Below are 12,362 nucleotides of genomic sequence, written 5' to 3' on the forward strand. Positions count from 1 at the left end.
CGACTCACGACGAGCCGGGATGGCGGAATCGGCAGACGCAGCGGACTCAAAATCCGCCAAGGGCAACCTTGTGGGGGTTCAAGTCCCCCTCCCGGCACCAAAAATATTAGATTCTAAACATCACAAAATAAACACTTACACGATTGACTTGCGGGTTGACACCTGTCGTCCTGAGGGCGAGTGACGTCCAAAACGGCCTTCGGTACAGTTACGGTACAGCGCAGCGGAGGCACGACAAAGTCTTCGCCCGCTCCAGTCGTCACCGACCCAGGAACATCATCCGGAACAACCAACATCCTCGTCACTGCTACCGCAACGGGGACCATGCACACCGCAACGATCGCTCTGACAGTGCAGTAAAGCAAACCAAGCTAAGCCGCAAACACTAAAGTCGAGGCAAGCAGAGGATGTTTTGACGCAGGTCTTCCGGCATCCCTGTCTTCCTTGCATTGTCGTCTGTGATTCGATTAAGCCCTTTGTATCTGCCGCATCGTTCTGATGAAGTCTCCTGAGGCGAAGAGCCTTGGGAGGTCTTGCTTGCTTCAGCAGCGTAACGATCATGCGCAACGCCTGTAGGCCTGCCGCAAGTCAGCTTTCCGACAACTCCGATATGCATCAGCGCTCGTGCAGGTCCACTCTGGAGAGAGGCGCATCGCCCGTCACCGTTCGAGACCTGCTACCGCTCTGATCTGTCGTTTCTTTGCCATACTTCAGCAGCGTTTGAGAACTGCTTGAGGCGGTGATAGTGCTGACGGATGTATTGGTCATAGGCAAAGAAGTGATTTTCACCGTATCCGCGTTCCTTGGGGAAAGCCTCATAAAACGACAGCGGGCTCAGCACCAGCAGAGGAATTCGATACGTCTCCATCGCCGCGATGGACCGGTCAACGTGCTCCGGACGGTAGTACTCCCATGGTCCCGGCGCCTGGATAGGACCCGGAGTCTGCAGGCCCAGAGGAAGCGACATCGCCGCAATGCCGAGGTAAGGATCACCGGAGTGCGTATGTTCGGCCATCCAGAGATAGAGATCGTATTTGTAACGATCGGAGATCGCGGTACGTCCTGCGGAAAGATCGAGATAGTACCAATGGCTCTCCTGCTGCCTAATCGCCAGTAAGAGGGCGATAGCCAACGATAGTGCCACGGTCGTCTGGCCAAACAGCCGGTACCAGCCGCTGGATTGGGCGATGAGCCACGCGAGAAGAATCGTCGCCGGGAAACATACAGCCGAGGCCCGCATCATGGACAGGCTTGGCACGATGCCGAGGAACATGGCCAGCCCGATAATCGTGATAAGAATGAGCCGATCGCTTACCTGCGGGGGAGCACGCTTCAGCTTCGGAGAGAGCAGCAGGACGGCATAGACCAGGGGCACCACGAGGTAGAGGTAAATTACCACCACCCACTTCAGCAGGCCGGGGTGGCTGCCGAGATCCACCAAAGGCGAGCGCCAGTCCTGCCCTGGGGTGGTGGAGTAAAAGCGCAGCGGAAAGAGGACGACCCATCTCCACCACTCTCGAAGTCCAAGTTGCTGCATGTAGTACCCGTTGATAGCCAGGAAACTAGCCAGCGCCGTTGCGCAGAGGACAGCGCATCCCCTCCATGCTGTGCTTCTTGGCACGCCAGACCGCCGCGAACGCCACACCACGTAGATGAGGAAGCCCGCCGTGACCAGGGCTCCTTTGCTCTGCGTAAAACTGGCAGCGATGCCGCAGAGGAGACCGCCAACGGCCACTCGCGGCAATGCGATCCCACGGAGCAGGACCACAAGAGCGGCAAGGGTGGCCACCGTGCTGAACCAGTGATGAGTAGCATCCAATCCGCCGAAGAGGCCAAGGCCCAGAGCCAAGAGGCCCGGCGCCCATACGAATCTGCTGCGCAGAATACTGCCTGCTGCAAGCGTAGTAAGCAGAACCACGACACCGGCAAGGCAGTCCATCAACAGGTTCGGAATCCAGAGGCGTATGCCGAAAAGATGAAACAGCACAGTGTAGACGAGGTCGGTGCCGGCCGGCATCAGCTCGAAAAAATCCCGATAGGGCATCTGCCCAGAGATCATTCTTGCGCCGTTGGTCGCGTACAGCAGCTGATCTCCCCAAAGCATCACCGGGGTATGGAAGAGGACAAAGTTCCGGAGATAGCAGAGGACGAAGGTCAGGACGGCCAGCGCCGCAGCGATCCCCCATGGACGTGTGGGATCATCGGGTTCGACGAAAGCCGAACTCATCACGCGCATCCTTCGATTAGCTGTCTGCGCCTGTTGATTTGAGGCTCGCCAGCGTCGCGATTGCTGCTATCAGGCAAACGATTGATAGTCCTATACAAAAACCAGTGCCCATGAAGTAAGGCGGGTCACTCAGACGATGTGCCTGCCGCAACGGGAGCAATGCAAGGGTCGGAAAAGTGGCCAGGATTGTTCCACACGCTGCCAACAAAACTGTCCGACGACGTCTCGATGAAAGCGGCTTCCTCATGGCGATACCCTACCACCGAATCCTCGTCAAGGCGAGAAGCTCAAGCTCTCGTTGGGTGAAGTTAACCGCGAATGCGAGTTCAACCCGCGGCCCTTTCGGCGACGCCTGATCCCACTCAGGTGGAGACGACATGTTGCCGTCTCCGCCCGGAAGAACCCAACATGAAACCTGTCACTCCCCATACTGAAACACCTCCTCGATCCGCTTGCCGAACAGCTTTGCAATCCGAAAGGCCAGCGGTAGCGAAGGATCGTACTTTCCCGTCTCAATCGCATTCACGCTCTGCCGCGAAACCTCCAGCTTCTCCGCCAGAAACGCCTGCGACCATCCATGCTCCGCGCGTAGGTCCTTCAGCCGGTTATGCATCGTCCCGCACCCGGTTCCGGATCCACTGCACCATCTTCGTCAGCCCCATCGCCGCACAGAAAATCACAAACGCTACAAATGGTTCCAGCGGACTCGCCTTGGCAAACGCCCGCAGAAAATCGTTGACCAGCAGCGTGATCAACAGGGCAGCCGTGCCAATCAGCAACGACTGCATCGTCATCAGCCGCTGATACTCATCCGTCTCGTCGCTCAGGTACTTCGCCAACCGAGCCACCATCCCCACCAGCGGAATCGTTGGCACCAGGGACCAGAAGTACAACCAGAACACGCCGTCCGGCACATGATGCTTCACGCACCATGCCGAAAGAAAAATGAGCAATCCGTACACAATGCCCAACGCCATTGAATCCCGCCGATACGTCTTATACGCCTTAGTATTTGCCTTGAAGAACAACATGATCACCTCCAATTAGTGACAAGCAAACTTTACGTCAAGCTTCCTTGTCATGTCAAGGGTGCTTTACTAAATATCTGATAAATTTCCTCTGCCCTTCAACTGCGCGACACTTAGTCGTGCAGGATGGAGCCTCCTGGAGTCATGGATTCAGTAACTTTCAACATGTTTCCGAAGACGCAGTTTCGCGGGCACCATTGCCTGACAGGTCGCGATTGGTCACGACTGAAGACCGGCCCGGCTGGATCTGCAGCAGCGTTAAACAGATCAGACAGGGACCCAAGTCAACATCACCGCATCCTCTCTTTTTAGAAGCGGAATGAAGTATGCAGGAGAATGATGCGATTGGCAGCACTCGTGAGGCCGAACAGGTTGTTCGTAGAGATGGAGCGTCCGAAGAATGGAGAACTCAGCACCCCGATTGGAGTTCCCCCATTGGTGGTGTTGAGGACATTGACTGCGTCGAAGCCGAAGCTGAGATTGTAGGCAGGGTCGGGCCTTGCCGGTGCGGGCTGCCCCGCCTTTACTGTGGTGGCAGGCTCAGCAGGACGTGGGCCGAACTTGACCTGGCGGCTGACTCCCATCGCAAGAAAAAGAAGTCGAGGAGCGATGCCATAGTTATGCGGAATAATCGCCTCTCCGGGCTGAGGGTTAGCGTCGAAGGTGCCGAACGGAGTTGCGTAAAGAATGGAAGTAGGTCCTGGATTAGTCGCAAACGCAGGCCGGTCATTGAACTGCGTATCGTTGTTCCGATCCGTTCCAGTGGTGATATCGAAACGAGAGTGTGAAGAGGCGGCCAGGAACATTTCGGAGGAAAAGTTGAAGGGAAGCTTCACATCGGCATCAGCAAAGAGGCGCTGTCCGACGGGTCGGAAGCCGAGGCCCGAGGGGCCATAGTCGGCGGAGACGTTATACGGCTGTGACGGAAAGCTCGCCGCACCAGAGGTATCGGCTGTGTCTCGGCGCGCACTATAGAAGGCAAACACTGACAGTCGTTTGGTGAGCTGCAGGTTGGTATTGAGGTTCAGGCTCTGGGCCTTCTCGATGCCGTCAGACGCAAACTGGTACACGTCAGAGGAACCCCCTAAGGGACGAGCCCCACTGCCACTGATTGCAGCATTGACGTTCTCCGAGTTGTACTGATGCACACCGCGAACGGCATAGTACGTGGCGTTCACGGAGCCAAGCTTGCCATCTTTGCCAAGCGATCGCTCGATAGAGAGGCTGGCGATATTTTCTGAAGCCACACGTAGATGAGGGCTGATGCTATACGGCGTTGGTGCAACACCACTAAGTTGGGCGACAGACGGAATGTTCGGATAGAACGAGGGATTGTTGATCAGAAAAGCCTGCTGACTTATCCCGTTCTGACGGATCGAGGTCAGGATATTTCCGGGTGCGAAGCGTTGGTAGAAGATCCCGGCACTGCCTCGAATCGTAAACAAAGCGGGGTGCTTTTCCGTCTGACCGACGGCCCAGGTTATGCCTGCACGCGGTGCGGGATTGAAGTGATCCGGGATCGCCGTCTGGCTTTCCAGCCGCAGGCCGAATACGGCGGTAATATTCTTTCGGATCTTCCATTCATCTTCAGCGTAGGCACCCAGATCGCCCGTGGTCAGTTCGGCGTTTGCCTTGCCAGCCGTGAGGCTGAAGAGGCTGGGGGTTCCGGCCTGGTATGCGGCGAGCGTCGGGAAGGTGTATTGACCATTAAAGTTGGCGGTAGAGATATTCGTCTCGTGCAGCAGCCGATAGCGCGCACCGGTGCGAAGAAAATGATTGCCAAACGAAAAGGAGAGATATTCCTGAAACTCAAACTGATCCTGACTATCCTGCGAGGCCTGGGTGGGAGCGCCACCACCATTGAAGGCTCCCTGCACCACAATGGTAGGCGCCGTCGAAGCAGGTGTTTGCGAGAGGCGCGTCCGTAGATATTGGAAGCGGGTTTCGGAGACGATCTTGGGGCCGACAAGCTGTGTATTGCCGATTTGGAAGGTCTGCACCGTGGTGCTGGTATTGATCCCTTCAGAAGGGAGAACAAGGAGGCCCACGCCGCTGTTCGTCGCATCCGACTTGCTGTATTCGTACCGGGAGACCAGCGTGTTCTTCGTGTTGAGCTGACGGTCGATGCGGAGGCCGGCCGTAGTATCCGTAGTCGGTGCCGACACGGCGATGGAAAGCTGACTTCCATCAGGATTGAATGCGTTGACGACGGCATTGTTCTGCTGATCGTCACGCATTCCCGACAGGAACGCAGACGTCTTTTTTCCAAGCGGTCCACTGACATCGCCTCGGCTAAAAAGGAGATAGTAGGGTGGCTGCTCGCCGGTATAGGGGTTGAGAGAGTTGAAAGCCTTCGTGCTCCCGGACGAAGAGAAATTGCCGTGCACCTTGTCGCTACCCGGCTTCGTAAAAATTTCAACTCGACCATAGCCAAGGTCTTCATACTGTGAGGAAAAGGGATTCTGATTGATGCGGATCTCGCGAATGGTGTCCTTGGGAGGGAAGCGTCCTCCACTGAAGCCGTCGACGTAGATACTGCCGCCACCCTCCCCACCACCGCCGGCCATGGCGAGCACCTGTTGCTGCATCGTGTTGTCGTTATCCGAAAGGGTGTTGAGTTGATCCCCACGAAAGATCAGCGAGCTCTTGTTATCGGCAGCAGCAGTGCTCGAGGCTGCATTCGATGGAACGTCGATCTCGTCCAACGTCGTGGCGATGGTAAGACGCAGATCGAGGAGTATCGGCCGTGTGCCAAGGGTAATAGTGCGACTCATCCCATCGAAGCCAACGGCGGATACGGCGACGTCATAGGTCCCAGCCGGCAGCGAGATGCTGAAGTGGCCCATTGGATCGGTCGTAATCTGGCTGACGCCGGGCGAAGCACCCAGGGAACCATCCGGACCTGCGCTACCGGCAACTGAGATCGCGAGGACGGCGTGAGGTATAAGAGCACCGGACGGATCTGTAATGGTTCCGCTCAAAGTCGTGACCGCGGCCGGTGCAGCGCTCGAAGCCAGTGGCTGCTGGAGCAAGGACGAGACCTGCGCGAAACCCTGCAAAGGAAGGGCCGGCAAAATTGACGAAGAGACAACCATCCAGCGTAGAAGGAGCTTGCACCAACAAATATTCACGAACACCCGGGGTACCGCATGAAGAGCCATTGATAACTTGGTAGATGTGTACAGCTTAGACGGTCCACACGGATGAATGTAAGAGTGACGTTTACAAATGTTGTCATTCCCATCGATGCTACGCAACAGATCGACGGCAGATAGACCAGGTCGGCGATAGCAATAATGCCGAATATAAAGGCCAAACCGTTAGCCCCGGCTTAGGGTCAACACCATCGACTAGCAAATCCTGCAAAACCAACTTTCGGCAACTTCGGCCGTTATTGCCGAAAACGCCGTTTTCCACGAACGACGCGTCGCCGGTATTCTCAGGGCATGAACTATGCGACTGTGGTGCCCGAGTTGTTCAGCCGGTTTCCTAAACTTGAGGCTACCTATCATGCAGAGTTCGCATATATGGGAGACGACGAAGCCATTCATTACATCGTCTTCGGCTCAATCCTCATACCTGCTTTAACAGCTGCGTTGGAGGAGGGGGATTTGGGGGTTATCCTTCCGATCTGTGCATTCCTAGAGGATGCTTCGGTTGCTGCCCGGCACGACAACTTCTTGGGGGACCTAATGAAGGTCGAAGTGGCCGAGTGGCTTGGATGGGCGCCAAACGAAGAGCGACTCGCTCCTTGGCTCGGTTTAGAGACAAAACGCTTATGTAACTACATTCCCGGTCTTGCTACGCAACGCCTTCAGCTACGCGCTGAAGCCAAAGCAAGCAACATCTCTCGACGGATAGCCGCAACAATCAAGAGCCTATGGCCTACATGAAACGGAGACCTTCCGCAAAGTCGGTGTTTCGTCAACCTGGGGCGGCCGGACTCCGGATTGGGATCTGAACAGGGGGAGGTCGCCTTGAACTTTGCCATAACGCCGTTTTGCAGCAGTGAGATGACTTAGCGCGCTCCCCTTCAGCTGCGGACTGGTCTGTAAGGATTCTCACCCCAACAAGATCAACTTTAGGCCACCGCAGATTAGAAGTAACCCGGCAACGACGAAGACGATCCGTCCAGAACGTTCCGAGACTTTGCGATTGAAAGTTGTCATAGCATCTGGGTCACCCGCAGAAAATTCGCCCCCTCGTATACCTAGAGCTACGCCAGCGATGCCTCCAATGATAAGTATCACTCCCATGAAGTCAGTGTATTCCCGGGGATGGCACCGCATAGGCGCCGTTTCCGCAAAGTCGGTGTTCTCGGCAACTTCGATCGTTATCCCCGCAAACGCCGTCTTCAGGGAACCTGTTCATTGCTGATACGGCTGTGCCCTACGGACTCTATCTCTCCGCCGCCGCTTGACGCCTCAAGTTCAACCACCAGTAGAAGGGAAGACTGAAGGCCATGCCTCCCAGCAGCGATAGCAGAATAAACCAGTACCACCGGATGGGCCCGAGGGGCCGCACGGCAAATAGATACGCAAGAACTCCCATCGCGAGGAAGGCGTCGAGCATGAAGGAGGACGCGAGTAGGTTGTGGGTCACTCCTCCGCAACCGTTTGTTTGATGAAGCGAGGCGTAGAGAAACATGTTGTTCGGAACCACTAGACCGAGAAGAGCGACTACAAATAGAAGCCACCGCTGGTTCATTCGTTTCCCGACCTCCACGTTTTGCGAATGCCCTACGTTCCTGCATTTGGCCTTCGCTGTCAAACCTTTTATCGATGTGAATGGTCGATGAGCTTCTGCTCCCAAAAAGTCAAGGTTTTCGGCAATCACGACGTTTTCGCTCGTCCTAGCCGGTCGAATTTTCCGAAAACGCCGTTTTCCGGGGAATCACCGCTAGACACCATCAGCACTCAGAAGTGTTTGGCATTTCCGATCATGAAGTCCAGGTATCGTCTGCTCGCCTCGTTGTGCTCCAAAGGGATCAGGTATGTTCCATTGGCTAGCGAAATCCATCCATCTCCGCTCTTCTGAGTGATGACGATCTCATCTTGAGTTCGTGGGACCGTTCCAGCGTAAGGAATGAACGGCCCATGCTGACGCACAACTCCATCAACGTTTGCGATTACACATTGGACGGCATTGGGATCGACAGCACAAGACTCCCATAGTCCTCGACCGTTCGGCCCTTGTATGTAAGTCGCGTCAGGAGATATGTTGGCTGGACGTGGCGGAGCGTAAGGACTTCGATGTGTGATGTAGAACCTTGCACCGGCGACGGCAAACCAGCAGACCATGGTGACCGCCGCTACGACTAGCAACCGACGTTTCACTCCCTTGTCTCCTCGGAATGATCGTACATCCTCGAAAGTCGTCTTTTCGGAAACTCGAGTCTCAAGTGTGCAGATCAGCTTCTAGCGGCAGACCACAGTTCGCACATCGAGATCGAAATGGCATGGAAATCGTTGACTTATCGCTTCGGAGGAAGCTTCGTCTGCAACGTGGACAGCGCCAATTCACAAGCAAGCGGCCTTGATTGAGCCACAACGCTCCATATATCAGCAAAACAGGTAGAAACCATCTTTCGCCCAAGAGCTGGGAAGCTCCTCCAACAACAAACGGGAAGGCTATGAACATCAGGGCTGTAGTTACTTGCAGGATATACAAGCCCTGCCATCTTTGCTGTTCCATGTCCTTCATTCACCCTGAAGAAGTGTACTTGCTTGAAAGTCGGTGATTTCGGCAACTTCGGTTGTTATTGCTCAAAACGCCGTTTTGCTTGCCATTGCCGATTGGTATGCTTTCACGATGAGTCGAATGCTGTCTGGATTGGAGTACTTCGCGGCGGGTTTGGTCGGATTGGTAATGGCGTTCGTCCTTACCGGTTGCGTCAGTTACGTCGTCTTTCCCAAGGACGGACCGCTTGGTGAAGGTTTCGCAATCATGCTCATCTACCTCATTGTTGTTTGCGCATGTATTCCCAGTTATGCAATTTTGATGAGCCTTCACCGGAGGGGCCGCAGAGATACCCCGGGCTTGATTGCCTCCGAGGTCATTTTGCGAGCCTCATTCTTTGCCGCAGCATGTATTGTCTGCTTCATGGCGATAAAGCTTCCGACAACTATCGTGACGAAGTGGGTGACCTGTTTGGCAGCCGTACCTCTTGGTGTATGGGCTATCAAACCGATCCCAATTTTTTGAATGTCGGGCTTTCGGCAACTTTGATTTATTGTTTCTGAAAGAACCGTTTTTCATTCCTCACGCCTTGCGGAGGCCTACACTGGTGGAACTACCCAACTGCCTGATTGTTCTGCTAGACCAACCATCTACTAGGCTTCAACACGTTGTCGTGGCTTGCACGGGCCTCGTGGGTATTCTGCAAGGTCTTCTATCTACCAACGCTAAAAACGAAGAGACATACGAAAGTCGTTTTCAGTTCTGGTTGGCTAGTAGGCAGAGACAATTTTACTGCGCGGTTGGAGCGCTGCTTATAGTCTTTGCCCTGTAGAGATTTCTTGGCGGTGGCAGCTGACGGTCGCCGTTGCTCCTCGAAAGTCGGTGTTTTCGGCAACTTCGCTTTTTCTGTGACACATTGGCCTACGAGTTAGCCATTTGTGATACGCTTAGGTTAGTAGGAAATATCACAAGCTCGGCTACCCAGCCGGGCTTGTTGCGTTTAACCAGCACCCCAACCAGAGCAACAAGGGAGATCACCATGTCCGAATCGACGTCTGAAGCCAAAAAGTCCTACCAGTGCCGCCACATCTTCACCGACGGCCACCAGTGCGGCAGCCCTGCCCTCCGCACCCAGAAGCTCTGCTTCTACCACCACGCCAGCCGTCAGCCCGCCGCCCACAAGACCGTCCACGGCATCACCTTCATCGCCCTGCCCGCACCCGACGACTTCCACGCCATCCAGCGCGGCCTCTCCGAAGTCCTGCGCCTGCTCGCCTCGAACGGCATCGACGACCGCCACGCCACCGCCCTCATCAAGGGACTCTCGGTTTGCAGCGCCAACCTCGCCCGCGCCGCACGTCACGCCAGGTCCATGCCCGCCGCCACCGAACTCGTCCAGGACTTCATCCAGGACCCCCTCCTCGGTGTCCTCGCCCCCGGACCGGAACCAGAAGCCTCCATCGAAGATCCCATCCCCGACTACACCCCCGTCCAGACCCCCCGCCCCACCCTCGAATACACCACCACCCACGAAGCCATCGCCCTGGCCAACGCCCAATGGGACGCAGCCCAAAAGCAGCTCGCCGCCCACGCCGCAGCCCGGGCTGCAGGCAAGTCCGAACAAGTCCAGACCTATCCCACCCCGAATCAAGACTTTGGACCTCAGAAAAAAATAATACCGAAGTCCGCCCCCTCGGCCTTCCGCCCCGAATCCCCAGCTCGCCCAATAGCCGTCCAAGCATGACTCCCGTGGTTTCACCGCTGCGCTGAATGCGTTTGACGCTGACGAGCCATCGAGCGTGGCACTGTTCAGTGGCTTGAGAGAATAAGGCAGCGTGCAAGGCGTGATCAGAAGATCGGACCACCTTGAGCGACCCTGAGATAACCTGCCTTATCTCGCCATTGCCATAGACACATATTCGACAGTAGACTGAAAAGGACCGGTCGATTTCTGCTGTTCGCATATGCTCCGCTCAACTCACGTAAGTGCCCTGACAGATAGGTCACACAGAGTGTGAACGGAGCTCGTTGAGCAGCAGGATCTGAGGGCAACTGAACAAAGCAGATGCTTCCAGCTTGTTCAGTTGACCTGACATAACGCGGAGAGTTGGCAGAGCCCGGTTGAATGCACCTGACTCGAAATCAGACATCGTCGTAAGGCGATCGGGGGTTCGAATCCCTCACTCTCCGCCAAACAATCTTGCAAGCTCCCTTGAATCAACATAAGCCCAGCAAAATGAATTGCTTAGCGAAGTGTATGAAGTATGTATTTCCCCGCTGATAGCTGCTAACTCCGGCGGGGCCGTGCAGGTGCCGGACTACGCCCCGGCAGAATCGCACGTCCAACAGCAGACCCGCGCCGAGAAGAGCAGCTTCAACCCGATCGCCTTGTGGCTCATTGAAGGACATCGTCTCCTCTACGCTACCGTGTCGTGGTGCAGAAAACAAAACAAAGAGCGTTGCCAGCCACGTCTCGTTCCCTGTGTGCTCATGTAGGTTGCTTGCGGGAATGACAGAAAAGAAGTGCAGGTGCCTAGGCGATGGCTAGTTCTTTTGGCGTTTCGTGGACTGTGATGGTGGCTGGGGATCGCAGGTGGTCATAAGCAACTGTGGTATCACTCTTGTATCAGCCTGAGGAAACTCATGATTCGGAACGCGCGCGATGCAAGCTGGAGCTGGATCAAGTTTTCTCTCGCGACAGTAGCGATCTATTTTGCCCTCCAGGCCTTGATCATTTTGGCCCATGAGCATGCGCATAGCACCACGGCTTGGCTTCTTGGCTTTTCACGCACCCCGTTCACCGTGATCCAGGGGAATTTCGTAACGATGCGTGGCTGGGACGAAGGGGTTCCCTACGATCAACTGTTTCCTGCATCCGGAAATCCGGCCGAGGCGGCGATCGGCGCTATGCCCCTGTTGATGCATGTAACCTTCGTAGTCGTCAGTCTCTCTCTGCTTGAACTACCTAAAGCAGGTAAGCGAAAGGCACTTTTCTATATTCTTTACTGGTTTGTCGTGATCAACCTCGCTGAACTCGTCGCCTACTTGCTCATGCGTCCTTTTGCTGGCAGCGGAGATACGGGACGTTTCAACCAGGGACTCGCTATTTCTCCGTGGTTTCTCTTTGTGGGCGGCATCTTATTCCTGCTTATCGCATGCTGGGTGCTTCTATTCAGGGTGATGCCGAGACTTGACCGGGTCGTGGGCTTCAGCCAAAGGCTTCACAAGACAGTAGTGTGGATGACAGCGTTTTTCATGTTCCTTTGGGGAAGCGGAATACGGATTTTGTCGCTCTATCCAGACCGGCAGTGGAAATTCGGCCTCATTGGCTTAGCTGGATTTGCTGGCTGGGTTTTGGTGGACCGTCTTCGAAGTTCTCCTAAGCCTGCTTCGCTGTGACGTGCTTCGTCGGTGTCTGACAGAAAACG

Annotated in this window: 10 protein-coding genes and 2 tRNA genes; 6 read left to right on the forward strand and 6 right to left on the reverse strand. The window is 55.4% G+C overall.

The window, feature by feature from the left end:
* Window positions 1-13 precede the first annotated feature (13 nt).
* Both OHL20_RS14895 and OHL20_RS14900 read left to right on the forward strand, forming a co-directional pair.
* A tRNA-Leu gene (locus OHL20_RS14895) sits at window positions 14-100 on the forward strand.
* 80 nt (window positions 101-180) lie between these two features.
* Window positions 181-360: a hypothetical protein gene (locus tag OHL20_RS14900; RefSeq protein ID WP_263383967.1), complete on the forward strand. Its 180-nt coding sequence runs from the start codon at window positions 181-183 to the stop codon at window positions 358-360.
* Between the two features lie 316 nt (window positions 361-676).
* On the opposite strand, the gene OHL20_RS14905 is transcribed toward OHL20_RS14900, so the two are convergent.
* From OHL20_RS14905 to OHL20_RS14930, 6 genes are all read right to left on the reverse strand, one after another.
* Window positions 677-2,227, reverse strand: coding sequence for a hypothetical protein (locus OHL20_RS14905; protein WP_263383968.1), 1,551 nt, complete (start codon window positions 2,225-2,227; stop codon window positions 677-679).
* A gap of 418 nt (window positions 2,228-2,645) precedes the next feature.
* On the reverse strand, window positions 2,646-2,840 hold the full coding sequence (locus OHL20_RS14910) for a helix-turn-helix transcriptional regulator (protein ID WP_263383969.1): 195 nt from the start codon (window positions 2,838-2,840) through the stop codon (window positions 2,646-2,648).
* Window positions 2,833-3,258: a hypothetical protein gene (locus tag OHL20_RS14915; protein ID WP_263383970.1), complete on the reverse strand. Its 426-nt coding sequence runs from the start codon at window positions 3,256-3,258 to the stop codon at window positions 2,833-2,835. Before OHL20_RS14915 ends, OHL20_RS14910 begins: the two co-directional genes overlap by 8 nt.
* Before the next feature lie 305 nt (window positions 3,259-3,563).
* Window positions 3,564-6,287: a TonB-dependent receptor gene (locus OHL20_RS14920; protein ID WP_263383971.1), complete on the reverse strand. Its 2,724-nt coding sequence runs from the start codon at window positions 6,285-6,287 to the stop codon at window positions 3,564-3,566.
* A gap of 1,366 nt (window positions 6,288-7,653) precedes the next feature.
* Window positions 7,654-7,962: a hypothetical protein gene (locus OHL20_RS14925; protein ID WP_263383972.1), complete on the reverse strand. Its 309-nt coding sequence runs from the start codon at window positions 7,960-7,962 to the stop codon at window positions 7,654-7,656.
* A gap of 209 nt (window positions 7,963-8,171) precedes the next feature.
* Window positions 8,172-8,591, reverse strand: coding sequence for a hypothetical protein (locus OHL20_RS14930; RefSeq protein WP_263383973.1), 420 nt, complete (start codon window positions 8,589-8,591; stop codon window positions 8,172-8,174).
* Between the two features lie 400 nt (window positions 8,592-8,991).
* Here OHL20_RS14930 and OHL20_RS14935 point away from each other — a divergent pair, with 400 nt between their 5' ends.
* The 4 genes from OHL20_RS14935 (at window position 8,992) to OHL20_RS14950 (ending at window position 12,333) form a co-directional block, all read left to right on the forward strand.
* Window positions 8,992-9,459, forward strand: a complete 468-nt coding sequence (locus OHL20_RS14935; RefSeq protein ID WP_263383974.1) for a hypothetical protein — start codon at window positions 8,992-8,994, stop codon at window positions 9,457-9,459.
* A 514-nt stretch (window positions 9,460-9,973) separates the two neighbouring features.
* Window positions 9,974-10,678, forward strand: coding sequence for a hypothetical protein (locus OHL20_RS14940; RefSeq protein ID WP_263383975.1), 705 nt, complete (start codon window positions 9,974-9,976; stop codon window positions 10,676-10,678).
* Between the two features lie 357 nt (window positions 10,679-11,035).
* Window positions 11,036-11,127: transfer RNA gene (locus tag OHL20_RS14945), tRNA-Ser, on the forward strand.
* Window positions 11,128-11,577: 450 nt separating this feature from the next.
* On the forward strand, window positions 11,578-12,333 hold the full coding sequence (locus tag OHL20_RS14950) for a hypothetical protein (RefSeq protein WP_263383976.1): 756 nt from the start codon (window positions 11,578-11,580) through the stop codon (window positions 12,331-12,333).
* Window positions 12,334-12,362 lie beyond the last annotated feature (29 nt).

This window comes from Granulicella arctica, from assembly GCF_025685605.1.
GTDB classification, from domain to species: domain Bacteria; phylum Acidobacteriota; class Terriglobia; order Terriglobales; family Acidobacteriaceae; genus Edaphobacter; species Edaphobacter arcticus.

Bases quoted from the DNA above. Each gene is read 5' to 3' on its own strand.
- OHL20_RS14925 (WP_263383972.1), bottom strand. From the start codon at position 7,962: ATGAACCAGCGGTGGCTTCTATTTGTAGTCGCTCTTCTCGGTCTAGTG.
- OHL20_RS14940 (WP_263383975.1), top strand. From the start codon at position 9,974: ATGTCCGAATCGACGTCTGAAGCCAAAAAGTCCTACCAGTGCCGCCAC.
- OHL20_RS14950 (WP_263383976.1), top strand. From the start codon at position 11,578: ATGATTCGGAACGCGCGCGATGCAAGCTGGAGCTGGATCAAGTTTTCT.
- OHL20_RS14905 (WP_263383968.1), bottom strand. From the start codon at position 2,227: ATGAGTTCGGCTTTCGTCGAACCCGATGATCCCACACGTCCATGGGGG.
- OHL20_RS14910 (WP_263383969.1), bottom strand. From the start codon at position 2,840: ATGCATAACCGGCTGAAGGACCTACGCGCGGAGCATGGATGGTCGCAG.
- OHL20_RS14915 (WP_263383970.1), bottom strand. From the start codon at position 3,258: ATGTTGTTCTTCAAGGCAAATACTAAGGCGTATAAGACGTATCGGCGG.